The following is a 21,751-nucleotide window of genomic DNA, read 5'->3' on the forward strand; positions in this document are numbered from 1 at the left end:
GCTATAGGGGCGCGACAACAATTCGATCAATGGAATCGCGCAGGACCGTCCTGCCCGCTTCCCTGCATCTTCGAGGACTATACGTGAAGGTCATCGCCAGCTCGCTCCGCAAGGGCAACGTCGTCGATCTGGAAGGCAAGCTCTACGTGGTGCTGAGCGCCCAGAACATCCATCCGGGCAAGGGCACCCCCGTCACCCAGCTGGACATGCGCCGCATCTCCGACGGCGTGAAGATCTCCGAGCGCTACCGCACCACCGAAACCGTGGAGCGGGCCGTGGTCGACGACCGGCCCTACACCTTCCTCTACCAGGACGGCGAAGGCTTCCACTTCATGAACCCGGAGAACTACGACCAGCTCGTGGCCTCGCCGGACGTGATCGGCGACGCGGCGCCCTACCTGACCGACGGCTGCACGGTTTCGCTGTCCACGCACGACGGCGTGCCGATCGCCATCGACCTGCCGCGCCTGGCGACCTTCGAGGTGGTCGAGACCGAGCCGTCCGTGAAGGGCCAGACGGCGTCCTCCTCCTACAAGCCGGCGATCCTGTCGAACGGCCTGAAGACCATGGTTCCGCCCTACATCACCGTGGGCACCAAGATCGTGGTCCTGACCGAGGACGGCTCCTACCAGGAACGCGCCAAGGACTGAGGTCCCTGCCACTCCGCTCATCCCCGCGAAAGCGGGGACCCAGGGGTTTTGTGTTGCCGAGCCTCCCTCCCGCTTCCGACGCCCGTCGTCGCGCCGGAACAGGAAAAAGCCGGGGTCCCCGCCTTCGCGGGGATGAGCGGGAATGAGGGGCGAGCATTTCGACGCCGCCATCGTCGGCGCGGGCGCGGCGGGGATGTTCTGCGCCATCGAGGCGGGCAAGCGCGGACGCCGCGTGCTCGTGATCGACCATGCGAAGGCGCCCGGCGAGAAGATCCGCATCTCGGGCGGCGGGCGCTGCAACTTCACCAACATCCACGCGGGCCCCGCCAACTTCCTGTCGCGGAATCCGAAGTTCGCGGTCTCGGCGCTGCGCCGCTACCGGCCGGCCGACTTCATCGCGTGGGTGGAGCGCCACGGCGTCGCCTGGCACGAGAAGACGCTGGGCCAGCTGTTCTGCGACGGCTCGGCCAAGGAGATCATCCAGGGCCTGCTTGACGACATGGCGGCCGCCGGCGTCACGCTGCGCCTGGGCCAGACCGTGGAGCGGATCGAGAAGACCGGCGAAGGCTTCCGGCTCCTGATCGGCGGCCGGCCGATCGACTGCCAGTCCATGGTCATCGCCACCGGCGGCAAGTCGATTCCGAAAATGGGCGCCACCGGCTTCGGCTACGACGTGGCCCGGCAGTTCGGCCTGGCGGTCACGGAGACGCGGCCCGCGCTGGTTCCCCTCACCTTCGACGTCTCCCTGCTCGAGCGGCTGAAGCCGCTGGCGGGCGTGGCCGTCGACGTGCGCGTATCCTGCGGCAAGGCCCGATTCGAGGAGGCCATGCTGTTCACCCACCGGGGAATCTCCGGACCGGCGATCCTGCAGATCTCGTCCTACTGGCGCGAGGGCCAGGAGATCGAGATCGACATGGCCCCCGGCGTGGACGTCTTCGACGAGCTGCGCCGCGCCCGCACCACCCATGGGAAGCAGGCCGTGGCGACGGTGCTCGGCCGGTTCGTCCCCCAGCGCCTCGCCCAGCTCCTGGCCGGGGATGTCCCCGGCAACGTGGCCGACGCCTCCGACAAGGTGCTCCGGCGGGTGGCGGACGCCGTCAACCGCTGGCGGGTGAAGCCGGTGGGTTCCGAGGGCTACCGAACGGCCGAGGTGACGCTGGGCGGCGTCGACACCGATGGGCTCGACAGCCGGACCATGGCCGCCAAGGCGGTCCCGGGCCTCTACTTCATCGGCGAGGTGGTGGACGTCACGGGCTGGCTCGGCGGGTACAATTTCCAGTGGGCCTGGGCCAGCGGCTGGTGCGCCGGCCAGGCCTGCTGAGGCGGCGCCCCCGGAACGACAGCTTGGCCGCGGGCGTTCGCGGCGGTGATGGACAACATCGAAGACCTGGAGGGGTTCGTCCTCTTCGCCATCGGCCGCACGCCGGTGACCCTCGGTGGCGTGGTCACGGGGCTGGTGATCATCGTGGCCGGGTTCCTGGCCGCGCGCATCGCCCGGATGGCGATCGAGCGGCTGCGGGGCCGCACCCGCCACGGCCAGGCGGCGCTCTACATCGTCGAGAAGCTGATCACCTACGGCATGGTGATCGTCGCCTTCGTGATCGGCGTGACCACCATCGGCATCAACCTGTCGTCGCTGGCGGTGTTCGCCGGCGCCGTGGGCGTCGGCATCGGCCTGGGCCTGCAGGGCGTGGTCAAGGAGTTCGTCTCCGGCCTCGTGCTGATCTTCGACCGCGTGCTCAACGTCGGCGACTATGTGGAGCTGGAGGACGGCAAGCGCGGCCTGGTGCAGGAGATCGGGCCGCGGGCGGTGCGGGTCCGCACCAACGACAACATCGACCTGGTGGTGCCGAACTCGAAGTTCATCGAGGGGCCGGTGGTCAACTGGACCCTGCACAACCGCGGCCGGCGCATCCACATCCCGTTCAGCGTCGCCTACGGCTCGGACCGCGAGAAGGTGCGCGAGGTGGTCCTGGAAGCCGCCCGCTCCGTGCCCTTCACCCAGCCGGAGACGGACACCGAGCGGACGCAGGTCTGGCTCGTGGGCTTCGGGGAGTCCGGGCTGAACTTCGAGCTGCTCGTCTGGCCGACGCTCGAGGCGGTGAAGCGGCCGGCCGCCATGCACGCGGCCTACACCTGGGCGATCGCCGACGCCCTGGAGTGCGCCGGGATCGAGGTCCCCTTCCCGCAGATGGACGTGCGGCTTCGCAGCCTTTTCGGCCACGAGGGCGACGATGCGCTGACCGCGCTGCGGCTCGACCACCCGAAGGCGGCGACGCGGCGGGGGCACGCGCCCAACCCGATCACCACCAACGACGCGGCCGAGGACCTGGCCCGGCCGCTGCCGCCGCCGGACGAGCCGGTCATGGAGCGGGAGCCACACTCCGCAGGTAGTCGAGCGCCGTGAGCGCCTGGGCGCGCACGCCCACCTCCAGCGCCCGCTCGTCCACCGTGAAGAACGGCGAGTGGTTCACCCCCGGCGGATTGCCGACGCCGAGGTCGTAGAACAGGCCGGGCACCTTCAGCTGGTAGTAGGAGAAGTCCTCGGCGCCGGTGATGTAGTCGATGTCGTCCTTGATGTTCCCGCCCTCGGCCGCCCGCTGCAGGGTGGGCTTCATCTTCGCCGTGAGCTCGCGGTGGTTGTTGGTCACCGGGTTGGGCGTACCCCAGGTCAGCTTGGCGCTGGCGCCGTAGCGCTCGGCGATGGAGGTCACGGTCTTCTCGATCCGGCCCATGACGTCCTTGCGCATGTCGGGATCGAAGGTGCGCAGGGTGCCGGCCATCTCCAGGTCTTCCGGGATGATGTTGTAGCGCAGGCCGCCGTGGATGGTGCCGACGGTCAGCACCGTCGGCGACTTGGCGACGTTCACCTGGCGCGCGGCGATCTGGTTGAAGGCGGTGACGATGTCGGCGGCCACCGAGGCCATGTCGATGCCGGACCACGGCTGGGCGCCGTGGGTCTGCTTGCCCTTCAGCGCGATCTCGTAGCGGTCGGAGGCGGCCATCATCGGGCCCGGCCGCCAGAACAGCGCGCCGACCGGCCCGGGCACCACATGCAGGCCGAACACCGCGTCGACCTTGGGGTTCTGCAGCACACCCTCCTCGACCATCACCTTGGCGCCGCCCTCCTCGCCCGCGGGCGCCCCCTCCTCGGCCGGCTGGAAGATCAGCACCACCGTGCCGGGGATTTCGGCCTTCATGGACGCCAGCACCTCGGCCGCGCCCATCAGGATCGCCACGTGGGCGTCGTGGCCGCAGGCGTGCATCACGGGCACCGTCTGGCCGTTGTACTGGGCCGTGGCCTTCGACGCGAACGGCAGGCCGGTCTTCTCGGCCACCGGCAGGGCGTCCATGTCGGCGCGCAGGGCCACCACGCCGCCGGGCCTGCCGCCCTTCAGGACGGCGACGACGCCGGTCTTGGCGACGCCGGTCTTCACCTCGTAGCCGAGCTTGCGAAGGTGGTCCGCGACGAGCTTGGAGGTGCGGACCTCGCGGTTGCCCAGCTCGGGGTTCTGGTGGATGTCGCGCCGCCAGGCGACCACCTTGGGCTGCAGCGCCTTGGCCTTGGCGAACACCGCCGCGTCATAGGGCGCCGCCGCCGGCGCCTGGGCGGCAGCCGGCAAGGCGACGGACACCGCGATGGCGGCGCTCGCCGCCAGGAACATCTTACGCATCGGAAGCCCCCTCACTGTTCGGTCTGGCGATCCGGCCGCCGGTCATCGGCTGCGGGACACCCGTGGTCTTCGGGAAAGAGATCGGCAGGCCGCGCAGGGTCCGCGCCGCCAGGTAGGCGCTGGCCTCGGCCTCGATGGCGTCGCCGCGCCAACCGTGGTCCTCCGCCGCGGTCACCGGGCACGGCAGCCGGGCGGTCAGCGCCTTCATGATCTCCGGATTGTGCCGCCCGCCGCCGGTGACGATCACCTCGCGCGGCGTCTCGCCGATCAGCTCCAGCCCAAGCCGCACCGCCTCGGCGGTGAAGGCCACCAGCGTGGCCGCGGCGTCCTCCAGCTCGCACTTGGCCAGCGGCTCCAGCGAGAAGTCATAGCGATCGAGCGACTTCGGCGCCGGCGCCTCGAAATAGGGATGCGCCAGCAGCGCCCGCAGCACCGGCTCTTGGACCTTGCCGACGCTGGCGTAGCGGCCCTTGTCGTCGAACCGGCCCGCGCCACGGTCCTGCATCAGCAGGTCGACCATCCCGTTGCCGGGGCCGGTGTCGAAGGCGGAGATCGCCTCGCCGCCCGACCAGAAGGTGACGTTGGCGACGCCGCCGACGTTCAGGACCGCCAGCGGCGGCTGCAGGCCCGAGGATCGCGCCCGGGCGAGGTGGTAGATCGGCGCGAGCGGCGCCGCTTGCCCGCCGGCCGCCATGTCGGCGCTGCGGAAGTCGAACGCCACCGGCACGCCGGTGCGGTCGGCCAGCCACTGGGCGTCGCCGAGCTGGACGGTGCGGCCGACCGCGCCGTCGTCCGGCCGCTCGTGCAGCACCGTCTGGCCGTGCATGCCGATCAGGTCGAGGTCGGCCCAGGCAAGTTCGTTGGCGGCCAGGAACACCTCCGCCGCGGCCAGGTGCTCCTCGGCCACGGCCCGCGCGGCGTCCTCGAAGACGGCCGGCGGCGGCGCGCCCCGCTCCCACTTCAGCGCCTGCAGCGTGGCCTCGATCAGCAGGTCCCGAACTGGTTCGCTCAGCTTGCGCTCGCCGGCTGGCCCGAAGGCCTCGATCGCCTCGCCGTCGGTCTCCAGCACCGCCATGTCGACGGCGTCGAGGGAGGTCCCGGTCATGAATCCGAGCACGCGCATGCGGCTTGACTGCCACGGCTCCGGCTCGGTAGCTAGCCGCATGATCGGACGCGACGCCCGCTTCGGCCGCTATTACCGCCTGCCCTCCTAGCAGGCGTCCGATCCCACGCGCCTGCCCTCCCGGCCGGCGCCCTCCCAGACCAGACGACGCCGGCCTCCATCCTCAAGGAGCCCGCCATGTCCCTCGAAATACCCGATCCCGCCGTGCTAGAGCGCGCCCACCGAAGTCCCGGGAATCCCCTGATGTCCGATGCGCCGTTCAAGTCCGAGTTCCTGAAGACCCTGCAGGCGCGCGGCTACATCCACCAGATCACCCACCCTGAGGAGCTGGACGGGGCCGCGGCGGCCGGCGCCATCGCGGGCTACATCGGGTTCGACGCCACCGCCCCCAGCCTGCACGTCGGCAGCCTCATCCAGATCATGATGCTGCGCCGGCTGCAGCAGGCGGGTCACAAGCCGATCGTCCTGATGGGCGGCGGCACGACCAAGGTCGGCGACCCGACCGGCAAGGACGAGGCGCGCAAGCTGCTCAGCGAGGACGACATCAAGGCGAACATCGCCTCGATCAAGACCGTGTTCGCCAAGTTCCTGACCTTCGGCGACGGCCCCACCGACGCGGTGATGGTCGACAACGACGAGTGGCTGTCGAAGTTCGGCTACGTCCAGTTCCTGCGCGACTACGGCGTGCACTTCACGATCAACCGGATGCTGGCCTTCGACTCGGTGAAGCTGCGGCTCGAGCGCGAGCAGCCGATGACCTTCCTCGAGTTCAACTACATGCTGATGCAGTCGGTGGACTTCCTCGAGCTGCACCGCACCCGGAACTGCGTGCTGCAGATGGGCGGGTCCGACCAGTGGGGGAACATCCTCAACGGCGTGGAGCTGATCCGCCGCGTCGACCAGAAGCCCGCCTTCGGCCTGACCACGCCCCTCCTCTCGACCGCCTCGGGCCAGAAGATGGGCAAGACCATGTCCGGCGCGGTGTGGCTGAACGCCGACATGCGCAGCCCCTACGACTACTGGCAGTTCTGGCGGAACACCGAGGACGCCGACGTGGGCCGCTTCATGCGCCTGTTCACCGACCTGCCGCTGGACGAGATCGCCCGGCTGGAGGCCCTGCCCGGCGCCCAGATCAACGAGGCCAAGAAGGTGCTCGCCAACGAGGCCACGCGGATGCTGCACGGCGCGGAGGAAGCGGCCAAGGCCGCCGCGGCCGCGGAGGCCGCCTTCGAGAAGGGCCAGCTCTCCGCCGACCTGCCCACCCACGAGGTGCCGGCGGCCGAGCTGGAGGCCGGCATCGTGCTGGCGGCCCTGGCGGCGGACGCAGGGCTTGCGGCCTCGCGCGGCGAGGCGCGGCGGCTCGCCCAGGGCGGCGGCCTCAGGGTCAACGACAAGGCCGAGACCGACGCCAACCGCACGGTGACCACCGCCGACCTGGTGGACGGGGCGGTGAAGCTCTCGGCCGGCAAGAAGAAGATCGTGCTCGTGAAGCCGGTCTGACGGAGGGACGGATGGCTGACGTGACCGAGGGCGCCCAGGCGCCCGACTTCGAGCTGGAGACGGCGGAGGGGCCCGCGCGCCTCTCCGACTTCGCGGGCAGGACGCTGGTGCTCTACTTCTATCCGAAGGACGACACCCCGGGCTGCACCCGAGAGGCGCAGGACTTCTCGGCGCTCGCGCCGGAGTTCGCCAAGGCCGGGGCGACGGTGATCGGCGTCTCCAAGGACAGCGTGAAGAAGCACCAGAACTTCGCGAAGAAGTACGACCTCGCCGTGCGCCTCGGCGCCGACCCCGAGGGCGCCGTCATCGAGCGCTACGGCAGCTGGGTGGAGAAGAGCCTCTACCGCCGCCAGTACATGGGCATCGACCGCTCCACCTTCCTGATCCAGGACGGGGTGACCCGCAAAATCTGGCGCAAGGTGAAGGTGCCGGGTCACGCCCAGCAGGTGCTGGACGCCGTGAAGGCCCTCTGAGACGACGGACGCCCCCTGTTGCAGCTTTGCCGCGCCGCCCGCCTTTGTGCGCGGCGGGCGCGGTCGGCGATGGACGACAGACTTAACGCCGTTCAGGCTGCGTTAACCGGAGCCGCAAACACTTGCAGTGTGCGGAGGTGCGTCCATTTGGGACGCCAACGCGTCTTGCGCGTCCGAAAATTCTCGTTGCATATCTCCAGCGTCCATGGGGCTGGGGACTTAGCGAAAAGCATGCAACGCCTAGCGCGCCTTCGCCGCTCGCTCGAAGACCTGTTTCCGGAACGCCACCTCTATGTCCGCTCGGGCGGCGAGATGAAGGCGTTCGTTCTCACCGCCAAGAAGCAGATGGCCGCCGCCGGCGTCGTCGCCGGGGCCGCGCTGTGGATGGGCGTGGCCACCGCCGCCATGCTGGTGAACGTGTTCTCGGCCTCGGCCGCGGACCGCGAGATCGCCCGCACCCAGGCCAAGTACGAGCGCTGGATCGCCGACCGGCAGGCCCGCCTGAACTCCGCCGTGGCGCAGCTGAACGCCGCCTCGGGCTCCAACGAGGACCTCGCCACCACCATCGAGAAGCGCCACGCCGCGCTCGCCCTGCTGCTCACCGACATGAAGGGCTCGCCCGGCGCCGCCGAGGCCCTGACGCCGGCCATCACCCGCGCGCTGGCCGCCCAGGACACCAACCCGGTGCGCCGGGTCGAAATGGTGCGGATCAGCCAGGAGCAGCTCCTCGACGCCGCCGACACCTTCGCCAAGAGCCGCGCCGACCGGCTGCGCCTGGCCTTCCGCCTCGCCGGCCTGACGCCCAACGCCTATGTGCCGAAGGGCGGCTCGCTCGGCGGGCCGCTGATCGAGTCCAAGGACCCCCGCGCGCTGGCGGCGGTGCTGGACGTGGACGAGGACTTCGCCGAGCGCATCCAGCACGCCGCCACCGACCTGGGCGAGGCCCGGGCCCTGGCCGTAGCGGTCGAGAAGCTGCCTTTGGCGCGGCCCACCGCGGGCACGCCCCAGACCAGCCGCTTCGGCGTCCGCTTCGACCCCTTCACCCGTCGGCCGGCGTTCCATTCGGGGCTGGACTTCGGCGGCGGCCACATGACCCCGATCTATGCGACCGGGCCGGGCGTGGTGTCCTTCACCGGCGTGCGCTCCGGCTACGGCAATGTGGTGGAGATCGACCACGGCCGGGGCCTGAAGACCCGCTACGCCCACCTGCACGCCATCGGCGTGCGCGTCGGCCAGCCGGTGGCCGTGGGGACCCGCGTGGGCGGCATGGGCTCCACCGGACGCTCCACCGGCACCCACCTGCACTACGAGGTGTGGGTGAACGGCCGCGCCCAGAACCCCGACCGCTTCCTCAAGGCAGGCGCCTATGTTCTCCAAGCCGGCTAAGCCGACCAAGTCCAGTTCCACGCGCGCCGAGACGCCCGAGGCCCAGCCGGTCCGCAGGCCCATCGCCGCCTCGCTGATCGCCGAGAACGTGACGGTGAACGGCGACCTCGCCAGCGACGGCGACGTGCAGCTCGACGGCACGGTGCGCGGCGACCTGCGGGTCGGCCGCCTGACCATCGGCGAGAGCGGCCAGGTGGAAGGCGCCATCGAGGCCGAGGCGGTCGACATCCGCGGCCGGGTCACCGGCTCGATCACCGCCCAGCAGGTGCGCCTGCACGCCTCCGCCCAGGTGATCGGCGACGTCACCCACACCCAGCTCGCCGTGGACGCCGGCGCCCGCTTCGAAGGCCGCAGCCTGCGCTTCGAGGCTCCGGCCGCCGTGGCCGAGGCCGCGCCGGTCGCCGAGGCGGCGGAGTAGGCCCTAGGCCCCTTCCTTCGCGTCGCGGGTGGCGCCCACGCGCTGGGCGAGCGCCGCGCCCATGAACTCGTCGAGGTCGCCGTCCAGCACCCCCTGGGTGTCGGAGGTCTCCACCTCGGTGCGCAGGTCCTTCACCATCTGGTATGGCTGCAGGACGTAGCTGCGGATCTGGTGGCCCCAGCCGATGTCGGTCTTCTGGTCCTCGATCGCCGCCTGGGCCGCTTCGCGCTTCTCCAGTTCCAGCTCGTAGAGCCGGGCGCGCAGCATCTTCCACGCCTGCTCGCGGTTCTGGTGCTGCGACCGTTGCGTCTGACAGGCGACCGCGATGCCGGTGGGGATGTGCGTCAGGCGCACGGCGGAGTCGGTCTTGTTGACGTGCTGCCCGCCGGCCCCGGAGGCCCGGTAGGTGTCGGTGCGCACGTCCGACGGATTGATCTCGATCTCGATGTTGTCGTCGATCACCGGATAGACCCACACCGAGGCGAAGCTGGTGTGGCGCCGGGCGCTCGAGTCGTAGGGGCTGATCCGCACCAGCCGGTGGACGCCGGCCTCGGTCTTCAGCCAGCCGTAGGCGTTGGTCCCCTTCACCTGCAGGGTGACGGACTTGATGCCGGCCTGCTCGCCCGGCGTCTCCTCGATCACGTCCACGGTCATGCCGTGGGCGCCGGCCCAGCGGGTGTACATCCGCAGCAGCATGCCGGCCCAGTCGTTGGACTCAGTGCCGCCGGCGCCGGAGTTGATCTCCACATAGGCGTCGTTTCCGTCCGCCTCGCCGGACAGCAGCGCCTCGAGTTCGGCGCGGGCGGCCCGCTCCTTGATCGCCTTGAGCTGGGCGCGCGCCTCCTCCAAGGAGTCCTCGTCGCCCTCCTCGTCGGCCAGCTCGGCGTAGCCGAGGGCGTCGGCGAGGCCGGTCTCGAGCGCCTTCACGGCGTCGACCTGGGCGGCCAGCCGCGAGCGCTCCCGGCTCACAGCCTGGGCCTCGTCCGGATTGTTCCACAGGCTCGGGTCCTCGACCCGGGCGTTCAGCTCATCGAGCTTTCGGAGCGCTGGCTCCCAGTCAAAGACGCCTCCTGAGCAGTTCGATCGACTGCTCGATGTCGGCCTTGGCGGCCTCGACATCCGCTCTCATGTGAGAAGCTCCAACGGTAAGGGCGCGGCAGATAGCCCGCGCCGGCGCTCAGTACAAGCCGGCGGTGTCGTCCGGCGGTCGCTTGGGCGGCGGCGGCGGGGCCACGGCGGCGCCTGCGCTGGGCGCGCCCGTCACGCCGTTCTTCCAGACCTGGTTGTAGGGCTGCGGGCCGCTGCGCGACAGGCCCCCTGCCCCGCCGATCGGCGCGGTGGCGACCCGGGGCTCGGTGCCCGGCCGGAACGCCTCCCGGATGCCGCGGATCGTGGCGAACTTGGCGTTCTTGGGCGCCTTGAATTCCTTCTTCTCCACGCCCTCCAGCGCCACCTTCATGAAGTCGATGAAGATCGGCACGGCCGACTGGCTGCCGGTCTCGCCCTCGCCCAGGCTGCGGTTGTCGTCGAAGCCGACGTAGATGCCGACCACGAGGTCGGGCGAGAAGCCCATGAACCAGGCCGAACGGTAGTCGTTGGTGGTCCCCGTCTTGCCGCCCAGCGGATAGCCGAGCGACGAGGCCGAGGCGGCCGTGCCGCGCTGGACGACGCCCTGCAGCATCGAGGTGATCTGGTAGGCGGTGATCGGGTCCATCACCTGGCCCCCGGCCGGAGCGATGCGCGGGCTCTCGTCGCCGTTGAAGCCCACGCCGCAGCGGACGCAGTCGCGGCGGTCGTGCCGGTAGATCGTCTTGCCCTCGCGGTCCTGGACCAGTTCGATCAGGTGCGGCTCCACCTTGCGGCCGCCGTTGACGAAGGCCGAATAGGCGCCGGCCATGCGGAAGACGGTGCTTTCGCCGGAGCCCAGGGCCATGGCCAGCACCCGGTCCATCTTCTTGGTGACGCCCATGCGCTCGGCGAGCCCGGAGATCTTGGTCATCCCCACGCCCTGGGCCAGCCGCACGGTCATGGCATTGCGCGACAGCTCCAGGCCTTTCCGCAGCTGCAGCGGACCGTAGTACTTCTTCTCGTAGTTCTCGGGGCTCCAGGCCTGGCCGCCGGCGCCCGCGAGCGTGATCGGGGCGTCCATGACGACGCTGGCCGGCGTGTAGCCGTTCTCCAGGGCCGCGGCGTAGACGATCGGCTTGATCGCCGAGCCCGGCTGCCGCTCGGCCTGGGTCGCCCGGTTGAAGCTGGACAGCGAGAACGAATAGCCGCCGACCATGGCCAGGACGCGGCCGGAGTGCGGCTCCATGGCCACCAGGGCGCCGTTCACCGCCGGCACCTGCTTCAGGCGGAAGCCCGGCGCGCCGTCCTCGTTGGGCGCCACGAAGACCAGGTCGCCGGTGCCGATGCCCTTGCCCCGGCGGGCCCAGGCCACGTCCTCGGACGCCAGGGCGCCGGTCTGGCCGTCGATGGTGCGGATCTGGACGTTGCCGCCGCCGACGTCGGTGACCACGGCCTGGCGCCAGCTGCGGCGCTCGGCCGGTCGGGATTCCTTGCGGGCGACGTCTTCCCAGCCGGTCAGGGTGGTGACGCGGCCCCAGGCGCCGCGCCAGCCATGGCGGCGGTCGTAGGCCTCGAGACCGTTCATCAGGGCCAGCCGCGCAGCGCTCTGCAGACGCGGGTCGAGGGTGGTGCGCATGTAGTAGCCGCCCTCGGTCAGCTTGGTCCCGAGGGTGGAGAGGCCTCGGCGGCGCACCTCCTCCACGAAATAGTCGGCGTCCCGGTACTTGGCGCGGGTAGGCTCGCCCTGGACCTTCAGGTCCTCGGCCTTCGCCGCGTCGGCCTCGGCGCGGGTGATCCAGCCGTGGCCGGCCATCTGGTCGATCACCCAGTTGCGGCGCTGCATGGCCTGACGCTTGCGCCGGATGGGGTGGTAGTTGTCCGGCCCCTTGGGCACGGCGGCCAGGTAGGCCGCCTCGGCGATGCTGAGCTCGGAAATCGACTTGCCGAAGTAGTTGTAGGCCGCCGCGCCCACGCCGTAGGAGCGGTAGCCCAGCCAGATTTCGTTCAGATAGAGCTCGAGGATCCGCTCCTTCGACAGCGTCTGCTCCAGCCGCCCGGCGAGGATCGCCTCCTTCAGCTTGCGGCCGATGGTCTGGTCGTTCGTGAGCAGGATGTTCTTGGCCACCTGCTGGGTGATGGTCGAGCCGCCCTCCAGCCGCCGACCCTGGGCGACGTTGATGACGTTCTTGGCCATCGCCCGGCCGAAGCCGCCGACATCGACGCCGCCGTGCTTGAAGAAGTTGTGGTCCTCGGCCGCCAGGAAGGCCTGGGCCAGGCGCGGCGGGATCGCGTCGTAGGGCACGTAGATCCGGCGCTCGCGGGAGAACTCGCCGATCAGGGTGCCGTCCCAGGCGTAGGCGCGGGTGGCGGTGGGCGGATGGTAGTCGGCCAGGTCCGCGGCGTCGGGCATGCTCTTGAACAGCCAGGCGGCCCAGATGGCCGCGGCGAATCCCGCCACCGCGATGGCGCTCAGCACCACCACGCCGGCCATCGCGACCCAACGCTCGGGTCTGCTCTCCTGGGGATTCAACTTAGGACCATGCCTCCAGGGCGATGTAGCCCCTTCAGACCTCGTCTAGCCTGCGTCGGCGCGGGCGCCAACGGCCCGCCGCCCCAACCGCGTCAGCGCGCCGCAAGCCGGGTGGTTTCGGCGAAGTAGTCGTCGATGGCGTCGCCGACGGCGTTCATCAGGGCGCCCCGGCGCTGGACGTCGCGCAGCAGCACCTCGTCCTCCGGGTTGGAGATGAAGCCCATCTCCAGGAGCACGGCCGGCACGTCGGGGGCCAGCAGCACCATGAAGCCGGCGTCCCGATGGCTGCGGCGCAGCAGGGGCGCCTCGCCCTCGATGTTGGAGACCAGGGTCTGGGCGAAGGCCGCCGAGCGGTTGCGTGTGGCCCGCTGGGTCAGGTCGAGCAGGATGTCGCTGACGCCGCGGTCGCCGGACAGGCTGGCCTTCATGAACCAGTCGTCCTTGCTGACGAACTGGGCGGCCCGCGCGCTCGCCTTGTCGGACAGGGTGTAGACGCTGGCGCCGCGCAGGCCCGGCTCCGGACCGGAATCGGCGTGCAGGGAGATGAACAGGTCGGCGTCGGCGCGCTGGGCGATCCGCACGCGGCTGGCGAGGCCGACATAGGCGTCGGTCTCGCGGGTCATGATCACCTTGTAGCGCCCGCTGCGCTCCAGGCGCGCCTTCAGCTGCCGGGCCGCGGCGAGGTTCAGGTCCTTCTCGAAGCCCTCGGCCCCGCGCGCGCCGGGGTCGTTCCCACCGTGGCCGGCGTCGATGACGACCACCTTCTTGAGCGACAGCTCGCCGCGCACCGGCAGCAGGCGGGGCCTGAGCTTCGGCGCGGTGGCCTTGGCGAGCTTCACCTCGGCGGGGGGCAGCGGCGCGAGGTCCACCACATAGCGGTAGTGGTCCACGCCGTCGGCCGGCGGCAGCAGGAAGCGCCGCTTCACCTTGGCGTCGGCGGAAAGGTCCATCTGCAGGCGGGCCCCGGCGGCGGTCTGGTCGACCATCCACGCCCGGACGAGGCCGTGGCCTCCGCCCTGCAGCCCCCCGGCGGCGGTGACGCCCGGCAGCACGACGGTGACGCGACGATCGGCGGCGCCGTCGGAGACCAGCTTGGCGCTGGCCGAGCGGTCGAGGTCGATGACGATGCGGGTCTGTGCGGCGTCCCCGCCCAGGCGGACCTTCAGCAGGTCGGCGGAGGCGGCGGCGGCGTGGCCCACGGCGACGCCGGCCAGGCACAGCACCGCGGCGGCCGAACCGATCGCGGCCCAGCCCTTATGCCTCCACAGACCCTGCCCCATACGCGCCAGCATTTGTTTGCGGGCTCCAGCCTACGGACTTCGAAAAGAGGATTGAAGGGCCATATAGACGCGGGGTCGGTGGACGAACGGTTAACGAGACCTTTCATCCCGCGCAGACGGGTTCGGCTTTCCTTTTGCGGCCCGGTGTTGCAAAGTCCGCCCGCGCGCCGAAACGGCATCGCCTGGTGCGCGCGACATCAAGCCCGCGTCGGCTTCGACCGAACCCTCGGTGACGACGCATCATCCGATCCGCGCCCAATCAAGGACGCGCCTGGGAACACACCTGATGGGCTGCGCAGCTCACGCCGATACTGGCCCCATGGCCTCCCGAGACGCCGATTCCGGCGTCTTCCCGGGCGGCGCGCGCGCCCATCCCATGCACCGGCAGCGCACCGCGCGCCGTGGAGATTCACTTAATGCCCAAGAACATGCTGATCGACGCAGCGCACGCGGAAGAAACGCGTGTGGTGGTCGTCGACGGGACCCGCGTTGAAGAGTTCGATTTCGAGAGCCAGAACCGCAAGCAACTCAGAGGGAACATCTATCTCGCCAAGGTGACGCGCGTTGAGCCGTCCCTGCAGGCGGCCTTCATCGAGTACGGCGGCAACCGCCACGGCTTCCTGGCCTTCAACGAAATCCACCCCGACTACTACCAGATCCCGGTCGCCGACCGCGAAGCCCTGCTGCGCGAGGAGGCCGAGGAAGACGAGGAGGACGAACGTCCCGCCCGCGGACGCCGCGCGGCCGCTTCGGAGGAGCCCTCCGAGGACGGCGACGACGAGGAAGCCGCCACCGCCTCCGAGGACGACGACGACGTCATGGAGGAGGAGCTTGCGCGCCGCCGTCGCCGGCTGATGCGCAAGTACAAGATCCAGGAAGTGATCCGCCGCCGGCAGATCATGCTGGTGCAGGTCGTCAAGGAAGAGCGCGGCAACAAGGGCGCGGCGCTCACCACCTACCTGTCGCTGGCCGGCCGCTACGGCGTCCTGATGCCGAACACCGCCCGCGGCGGCGGCATCAGCCGCAAGATCACGACGGCCACCGACCGCAAGCGCCTGAAGACCATCGTCCAGAGCCTGGACGTGCCCCAGGGCATGGGCCTGATCGTGCGCACGGCCGGCGCCAAGCGCACGAAGGCCGAGCTGAAGCGCGACTACGACTACCTGCTGCGTCTCTGGGAGAACATCCGCGAGACGACGCTGCACTCGATCGCGCCGGCCCTGATCTACGAGGAAGAGGACCTCGTGAAGCGGGCGATCCGCGACCTCTACGACAAGGACATCGACGGGGTGTTCGTCGAGGGCGAGAGCGCCTTCAAGGAAGCGCGCGACTTCATGCGCATGCTGATGCCCAGCCAGGCGAAGAAGGTGCAGCTCTACCGCGAGCCGACGCCGCTCTTCGTGAAGCACCGGGTGGAAGACCACCTCAGCCAGATCTACTCGCCCGTGGTGCCGCTGCGCAGCGGCGGCTACCTGGTGATCAACCAGACCGAGGCGCTGGTCGCCGTCGACGTGAACTCCGGCCGCTCCACCCGCGAGCGGAACATCGAAGCCACGGCGATGAAGACCAACATGGAGGCGGCCGAGGAAGCCGCCCGCCAGCTGCGGCTGCGCGACCTGGCCGGCCTGATCGTCATCGACTTCATCGACATGGACGAGGCGAAGAACAACCGGGCCGTCGAGAAGAAGCTGAAGGATTGCCTGAAGGACGACCGCGCCCGCGTGCAGATGGGCAAGATCAGTCCGTTCGGCCTGATGGAGATCAGCCGCCAGCGCCGCCGCACCGGCGTGCTGGAAGGCACCACCCATGTCTGCGAGCACTGCGCGGGCACCGGGCGGGTGCGCTCGGTGGAATCGAGCGCGCTGGCGTCCCTGCGGGCGCTGGAGATCGAGGCGCTGAAGGGCGGCGGCGAAGCGACGCTGACCGTGCCGCGCGCCGTGGGTCTCTACATCCTCAACGAGAAGCGCGCGCACCTGGCCCGCCTGCACCAGGCGTTCGGCCTGTTCGTGACCGTCGTCATCGACGACGACATGGCGCACGCCGACCACCAGATCGAGCGGACCGCCAGCGAGACCCGCGCCGAGCACGCCGCCATCGTCCACGTCCCGGTCCAGGCCTATGAGCCGGTGGCCGAGGACGACTACGACGACGAGGCCTACGAGGACGAGGAAGAGGAAGACGAGGACGACGAGGAGGCGGAAGAGGACGGTGAGCCCAGCTCCGCCGAGCCGCGCCGCCCGCGCGAGGAGGACCGCTCCGAGGACGCCGAGGGCCGTCGCGGCGGACGCCGCCGTCGCCGTCGCGGCCGTCGCGGCGACGAGCCGAGGGAAGCCCGCGAGCCGCGCGAAGGCGGCGAGGCCCCGCCCCGCCCGGTCGAGGCGCAGGACGACGAGGAAGGCGGGCACGGCGGACGCCGCCGCCGTCGCGGCCGTCGCGGCGGTCGCCGGATGCGCGACGACGCCCGGCCGCAGGACGCCTTCGCCTGGACCCGTCCGTGGGTGCCCTACGGCGACGACCCGTTCGTCTGGTACGACCCGGCCGAGGACCTGAGGCGCGCCCAGGCGCCGACGTCGCCGCCGACGCCCGCCAACGACGAGCGCGCGGCTCCGGCCCAGGCCCCGATCGCGGTCGCGGCGGAAGCCGTCGCCGCCACGCCGACCGTCTCGGCCGCCCCGGCGTCCACGTCGGGCGACGAGGAGATCTGGGTCGAGCTGCCGGCCGTCGAAGAGAAGCCGAAGCGCGCCCGCCGCAGCCGCAGCCGCAAGGCCGACGCGGCTTCGGAGGCCCCGGCCGCGGACGCCGCGGTCATGGAAGCCCCGCCGGCGGAGCCCGTGGTCGAGGCCGCGCCGGAACCGGTGGCTGCGCCGGAGCCGGTGCGCGAGCCCGAGCCGGTGGCCGCCGAGGCGCAAGCCCGTCCGGCGCGCCCCAGCCGTCGGAAGGCGGCGGCCCCCGCCGCGGTCGCCGTCGTCGGGCCCGCTCCGGCTCCGCCCGCCGCCCCGGCCCCGGCCCCGGCGCCTGTCGAGCCGGATCCGGCGGAGATCTCCGCCCCGCCCGCCGCGCCGCGCCGAGGCTGGTGGCGACGAGGCTGACGGGTTAGGGTTCCGACGGGGACGAGGGGGCGTAACAGGACGTTGAGCATGGTGTCCCTTTCCCGGTCGGTTCTCCGTTTCGCCCTGGCCCTCACGGCCGCGGCGAGCCTGGTGATCCACCCGGCTCCCGCGGTCGCCCAGGACGAGGGGATCTCCCTCATCCGCGACACCGAGATCGAGGAGATCCTGCGCAAGGACTCCGCCCCGATCTTCGACGCGGCCGGCATCGATTCGAAGACGATCGACATCCTGCTGATCGGGGGCAAGGACCTGCAGGCGTTCGCCGCGCCGCGGACGATGGGCGTCTACACCGGTCTGATCCTGGAATCGAAGACGCCCAACGAGCTGCAGGGCGTCATCGGGCACGAGGTGGCCCACTTGGCGGCCGGCCACAGCGCCCGCTCCGGCGAGATGAGCCGGGCCGGCATGCGGCCGTTCCTGCTGACCATGGGCCTGGGCGTGCTCGCCGCGCTGGCCGGCTCTCCGGAGGCCGCGGCGGGCCTCGCCGGCTCGGCCAGCTACTTCGGGACCCTGGGCGCGCTCGGCTACAGCCGCGAGCAGGAAAGCCGCGCCGACCAGGCGGGCGCCACCCTGCTGGAGAAGGCCGGCATCTCGGGCAAGGGCCTGGCCGACTTCTTCGACAACTTCCGCTACCAGGAGGTCTTCAGCGAGGGCCGCCGGTACGCCTACTTCCGCAGCCACCCGCTCTCTTCCGACCGCATCGAGGCCCTGCGGCGGCGCGTGGAGGCCCTGCCCAGCTACGACAAGGTCGACACGCCCGAGGCCATGGCCGAGCACGCCGTCATGAAAGCCAAGCTGGAAGGGTTCCTGAACCCGCAGGTGGCGATCGTGAAGTACGCCGAGGCCGACAAGTCCTATCCCGCCCGCTACGCCCGCGCGATCGCCTACTATCAGCTCAAGGAGCCCGACCGGGCGCTGAAGCTGATCGACGCGCTCCTGCAGGAGCAGCCTGACAACCCCTACCTTTGGGAGCTGAAGGGCCAGGTGCTCTTCGAGTTCGGCCGCGCCGCCGAGGCCGAGCAGCCGCAGCGCCGGTCGGTGGAGCTCAAGCCCGACGCGCCGCTCCTGCGGGTGAACCTCGGCCAGACCCTGATCGCCCTGGACGACAAGGCCAAGGTCGAGGAAGGCATCGCCGAGCTCAAGAAGGCGCTGACCCAGGAGGACGACAACGCCGTCGCCTGGCGCCTCCTGGCGGCGGCCTACGACCGGCAGGGGCAGGACGGCCTCGCCCGGCTCGCCACGGCCGAATACAACTTCAACGTCGGCGACAAGCGGCAGGCCCGGGTGTTCGCCATGCGCGCCCGCGAGATGCTGGACCGGAGCACGCCGCAGTGGCGGCGCGCCACCGACATCGTGCTGGCGTCGAGCCCCGACCGCGAGGACCTGAAGGACCTGGCGCGGGAAGGCTCCATCTCCGCCCGCCAGACGCGCTAGGCGCCGGAGCCTCCAGGCCCTATCTGAGCCCCATGCTGTCCCCTGTCCCCGCCGTCCTGGCGCTCTCCGCCGTGCTCGCCCTCTCCGCCTGCGACAAGCCGCAGGACGCCGCCTTCGGCGAGCGCGTGCGCGCCTACCTCCTGACGCACCCCGAGGTGCTGGAGGAAATGGCCATGAAGCTGAACGAGAAGAAGCAGGCGGAGGCGATCAAGGCCTCCACCGCGGCCATCGACAAGCACCGGGCGGCGCTGGAGCGCGACCCGCGCGATTTCGTGGCCAATCGGAACGGCAAGTACACGGTCGTGGAGTTCTACGACTACCGCTGCGGCTACTGTAAGGTGGTGGCGCCCGAGGTCGCGAAGCTGATCCGGGAGAACCCGGACGTCCGCTTCGTCTTCAAGGAGCTGCCGATCTTCGGCGAGGTGTCGGACACCGCCGCCCGCCTCGCCCTCACCCAGCCCGTGAAGGCCAGGGGGCTCGACGTCTACAACCGCTGGATGGCCGACAAGGCGCTCACCGAGGCCGCGTTGGACCGTCACCTGCGCGAGGCGGGGATCGACCCCGCCCAGGCGCGCCAGGCGGCCCAGGCGCCGGCCATCGCCCGCCACATCGCCGACACCCGGGCGCTCGCCCAGGCGCTGAACATCGAGGGCACGCCGGCCTTCGTGGTCGGAAACACCCTGATCCCCGGGGCCGACGTCAACGCCCTGCGCGCCGCGATCCTGCAGGTGAAGGGCAAGGACCTGAAGCGGATCAGCTAGGGATCGGCTTGACCGCCGTTGCGGCAAGCACCGACCCTTCCGCCTTCGGGACGCCGAGGCGGAGCGCGATCATGACCGAGAAGGTGCTGGTGGTCGGCGCCGGCATGGCCGGTCTCTGGACGGCCCTGGCCCTGGCGCCCACGGGCCGCGAGGTGATCCTGCTGGAGCGCGATCCGGGGCCGCCGCCCGGCGGCCCCGACGCCGCCTTCGCCGACTGGAGCCGACGCGGCGTCGGCCAATTGCGCCACAGCCACGCCTTCCTGGCCCGCCTGCGCAACCTGATCCGCGACGAGCATCCCGCCCTGCTGGCCGAGCTTCTGGCCGCCGGCTGCCGTGAGCTCACCTTCGAGGAGGGCCTGACCTCCGTCCACCGCCGCACCTACGCGCCGAAGCCGGTGGACGTCGACCTCTCGATCCTCACCAGCCGCCGCACCACCCTGGAGCTGGTCATCCGCGCCTATGTGGAGCGGCTGCCGGGCGTGACCCTGCGCGCGGAGACCTTCGTCCGGGAGCTGGTGATCGCGCCGGGCGGCCCGCCCCGCGTCACGGGCGTGCGGCTCGAGGACGGGACGGAGCTTTCCGGCGATCTCGTCGTCGACGCGGGCGGCCGCACCTCGGACGCGGTGGAGACCCTGGTCGCGGCCGGCGCGCAGGTGGCGACCGACACCGAGCCCACCGGCGTCCTCTACTTCACCCGCCACTACCGCCTGCCGCCCGGCGCCGCCGAGCCGCCGCGCGGCGGGCCGCCGTCCACCGGCGACCTCGACTACCTGAAGTTCGGCGTCTTCCCGGGCGACAACGGCTGCTTCTCGATCACCCTCTGCCTGCCCGAGGTCGAGGAGGAGCTGCGCCGGGCGATCATGGCCCCGGAGACCTTCGACGCCATCTGCAAGGCGCTGCCGGGCGTCGCGCCCTGGGTCGCGCCGGAGCGGGCCCACGGCGTCGGCCGCGTCCATGGCATGGGCGACCTCCAGAACCGCTGGCACGACCTGGCGCCCGGCGGCCGCGCGGCCGTTCTCGGCTTCTTCCCGGTGGGCGACAGCCATGTGCGGACCAATCCGCTCTACGGCCGCGGCTGCTCGGTGGCGGCGGTCGGCGCCACCCTGCTGCGTCAGGCGCTCCAGGAGACCACCGATCCGGCCGAGCGCCTCGTCCGCTACCAGGCCAAGGTGACCGCCGAGATCCGGCCCTACTACGACGTGATGCGCGACTCCGACCGGCGCGGCATGGCCCGCGCCCGGCAGGCGATGACCCCCGGCTACCGGCCGGGCCTTCGCCAGCGGCTGGGCAAGGCCTTCCTGGAGGACGGGGTCACCATCGCCATCCGCTCCGACCCGGACCTGCTGCGCGCCTTCCTGCGCGGCTTCCACATGCTGGAGCATCCGCAGGCCTGGCTGAAGCGGCCGGCGAACCTCGCCAAGGTGCTGGGCTACTGGGCGCGCGGCCGCAAAGCCAACGCCGCGGCCTACCGGCCCAAGGCCGGGCCGGGCCGGGCCGAGATGCTGACGATGCTGGGCCTGCCGCCCGACGCCGACCTGCGGCGGCTGGAAGCGGCCTAGTCGCGCTTCCCGAACAGGGACTGCTGGGCCATCTGGTCGCGGGTCGCCTCCGGGGCCAGCGTCGCCATCTTGTCCAGCTCGGCGATCTCCTGGGGCACGTACCAGTGCAGCTTCTCGGAGTGGTAGGCCTCCCAGACCACCTCGGCCACGGCGCTGGCCGGCATGGCCCTGAACATCCCCTCCTTCGGCGCGTTCTCCAGCGCCTCGCGCGGGAGGATCGGCGTGTCGATCAGGCCCGGCAGCACGTCGGCGACGCGCACGCCATAGGCCTTGAACTCCACCGACAGCGCCTCGGTCAGCCCCTTCACCGCGTGCTTGGTGGCCGAATAGACCGCGATGCCGGGCATGCCGAAGGTCGCCGAGGAAGACGAGGTCGTGAAGCACAGCGAGCCGGGCGTCGCCTTGAGCAGCGGGATCGCCTCATAGATGCCGATCAGCACGCCCACCAGGTTCACCTGCACGACGGCCAGGATGTCCTCGAACGGCTGCTGGTCGAACGGGCCGCCCTTGCCGATGCCGGCGTTGTTGAACAGCAGGTCCAGCCGCCCGCCCGCCGCGGGGCCGAAGGCGTCGAGCGCGGCGCGGTAGTCCGCGCGGTTCGTCACGTCCAGGCGGCGGATCAGGCAGTTCTCGGCGCCGAGCTCGGCCTGCAGGTCCTTCAGCCCGCCCTCGTTGACGTCATAGGCGCCGACGAACCAGCCCTTGCCCGCGAACAGCCGGGCGGTCTCGCGGCCCATGCCGGAGGCGGCGCCGGTGATGAAGATCGACTTCCTGGCCCCCGCCAT

At 71.0% G+C, this 21,751-nt stretch carries 17 protein-coding genes; 11 read left to right on the forward strand and 6 right to left on the reverse strand.

Features of this window, described 5'->3' with window-relative positions:
- Positions 1 to 83: 83 nt before the first annotated feature.
- From efp to VM685_RS02675, 3 genes are all read left to right on the forward strand, one after another.
- A complete protein-coding gene (efp, locus tag VM685_RS02665) occupies positions 84 to 650 on the forward strand; it encodes an elongation factor P (RefSeq protein ID WP_325458593.1) in 567 nt (188 codons plus the stop codon).
- A gap of 142 nt (positions 651 to 792) precedes the next feature.
- Complete coding sequence (locus VM685_RS02670; RefSeq protein ID WP_325458561.1) at positions 793 to 1,971, forward strand: NAD(P)/FAD-dependent oxidoreductase; 1,179 nt, start codon at positions 793 to 795, stop codon at positions 1,969 to 1,971.
- A gap of 48 nt (positions 1,972 to 2,019) precedes the next feature.
- A complete protein-coding gene (locus VM685_RS02675; protein WP_325458562.1) occupies positions 2,020 to 3,057 on the forward strand; it encodes a mechanosensitive ion channel family protein in 1,038 nt (345 codons plus the stop codon).
- Here the strand turns inward: VM685_RS02675 and VM685_RS02680 are convergent.
- Both VM685_RS02680 and VM685_RS02685 read right to left on the reverse strand, forming a co-directional pair.
- Complete coding sequence (locus VM685_RS02680; RefSeq protein ID WP_325458563.1) at positions 3,014 to 4,324, reverse strand: amidohydrolase; 1,311 nt, start codon at positions 4,322 to 4,324, stop codon at positions 3,014 to 3,016. The two genes, VM685_RS02675 and VM685_RS02680, sit on opposite strands and share 44 nt — an antisense overlap.
- Positions 4,317 to 5,447 carry an anhydro-N-acetylmuramic acid kinase gene (locus VM685_RS02685; RefSeq protein WP_325458564.1) on the reverse strand — a complete coding sequence of 377 codons (1,131 nt, stop codon included), beginning with the start codon at positions 5,445 to 5,447 and terminating at the stop codon, positions 4,317 to 4,319. The genes VM685_RS02680 and VM685_RS02685 overlap by 8 nt, the downstream gene beginning before the upstream one ends.
- Positions 5,448 to 5,624: 177 nt before the next feature.
- Between VM685_RS02685 and tyrS the strand changes: the two genes are divergently transcribed.
- The 4 genes from tyrS (at position 5,625) to VM685_RS02705 (ending at position 9,224) form a co-directional block, all read left to right on the forward strand.
- The gene (tyrS, locus tag VM685_RS02690; protein WP_325458565.1) at positions 5,625 to 6,947 is read left to right on the forward strand and encodes a tyrosine--tRNA ligase; all 1,323 of its coding nucleotides are present in this window, start codon (positions 5,625 to 5,627) and stop codon (positions 6,945 to 6,947) included.
- A gap of 11 nt (positions 6,948 to 6,958) precedes the next feature.
- Complete coding sequence (locus VM685_RS02695; RefSeq protein ID WP_325458566.1) at positions 6,959 to 7,420, forward strand: peroxiredoxin; 462 nt, start codon at positions 6,959 to 6,961, stop codon at positions 7,418 to 7,420.
- Positions 7,421 to 7,651: 231 nt separating this feature from the next.
- Entirely contained in the window at positions 7,652 to 8,806 is a 1,155-nt protein-coding gene (locus VM685_RS02700; RefSeq protein WP_325458567.1) for a M23 family metallopeptidase, read from the forward strand.
- Positions 8,787 to 9,224: a polymer-forming cytoskeletal protein gene (locus VM685_RS02705; RefSeq protein ID WP_325458568.1), complete on the forward strand. Its 438-nt coding sequence runs from the start codon at positions 8,787 to 8,789 to the stop codon at positions 9,222 to 9,224. Before VM685_RS02700 ends, VM685_RS02705 begins: the two co-directional genes overlap by 20 nt.
- A 3-nt stretch (positions 9,225 to 9,227) precedes the next feature.
- Here VM685_RS02705 and prfB read toward each other — a convergent pair.
- From prfB to VM685_RS02720, 3 genes are all read right to left on the reverse strand, one after another.
- Positions 9,228 to 10,353, reverse strand: a protein-coding gene (gene prfB / locus VM685_RS02710; RefSeq protein WP_325458569.1) for a peptide chain release factor 2 whose coding sequence is annotated in 2 segments (ribosomal slippage) — positions 9,228 to 10,283 and positions 10,285 to 10,353 — 1,125 coding nt in all. Because the reading frame shifts where the segments join, the coding sequence is not laid out codon by codon here.
- Positions 10,354 to 10,401: 48 nt separating this feature from the next.
- Positions 10,402 to 12,783, reverse strand: a complete 2,382-nt coding sequence (locus VM685_RS02715) for a penicillin-binding protein 1A (protein ID WP_325458570.1) — start codon at positions 12,781 to 12,783, stop codon at positions 10,402 to 10,404.
- A gap of 131 nt (positions 12,784 to 12,914) precedes the next feature.
- Positions 12,915 to 14,114: an N-acetylmuramoyl-L-alanine amidase gene (locus VM685_RS02720; protein WP_325458571.1), complete on the reverse strand. Its 1,200-nt coding sequence runs from the start codon at positions 14,112 to 14,114 to the stop codon at positions 12,915 to 12,917.
- 404 nt (positions 14,115 to 14,518) lie between these two features.
- On the opposite strand from VM685_RS02720, the gene VM685_RS02725 reads away from it, so the two are divergent.
- The 4 genes from VM685_RS02725 (at position 14,519) to VM685_RS02740 (ending at position 20,966) form a co-directional block, all read left to right on the forward strand.
- Positions 14,519 to 17,191 carry an Rne/Rng family ribonuclease gene (locus VM685_RS02725; protein WP_325458572.1) on the forward strand — a complete coding sequence of 891 codons (2,673 nt, stop codon included), beginning with the start codon at positions 14,519 to 14,521 and terminating at the stop codon, positions 17,189 to 17,191.
- Positions 17,192 to 17,239: 48 nt separating this feature from the next.
- Positions 17,240 to 18,646, forward strand: a complete 1,407-nt coding sequence (locus VM685_RS02730) for a M48 family metalloprotease (RefSeq protein WP_325458573.1) — start codon at positions 17,240 to 17,242, stop codon at positions 18,644 to 18,646.
- Positions 18,647 to 18,678: 32 nt separating this feature from the next.
- Positions 18,679 to 19,407 (forward strand): DsbA family protein, encoded by a 729-nt coding sequence (locus VM685_RS02735; RefSeq protein WP_325458574.1) that lies wholly within the window; start codon positions 18,679 to 18,681, stop codon positions 19,405 to 19,407.
- Between the two features lie 71 nt (positions 19,408 to 19,478).
- Entirely contained in the window at positions 19,479 to 20,966 is a 1,488-nt protein-coding gene (locus VM685_RS02740) for an FAD-dependent oxidoreductase (protein WP_325458575.1), read from the forward strand.
- On the opposite strand, the gene VM685_RS02745 is transcribed toward VM685_RS02740, so the two are convergent.
- Entirely contained in the window at positions 20,963 to 21,751 is a 789-nt protein-coding gene (locus tag VM685_RS02745; RefSeq protein ID WP_325458576.1) for an SDR family oxidoreductase, read from the reverse strand. The two genes, VM685_RS02740 and VM685_RS02745, sit on opposite strands and share 4 nt — an antisense overlap.

Source organism: Phenylobacterium sp. (assembly GCF_035539035.1).
Lineage (GTDB): Bacteria > Pseudomonadota > Alphaproteobacteria > Caulobacterales > Caulobacteraceae > Phenylobacterium.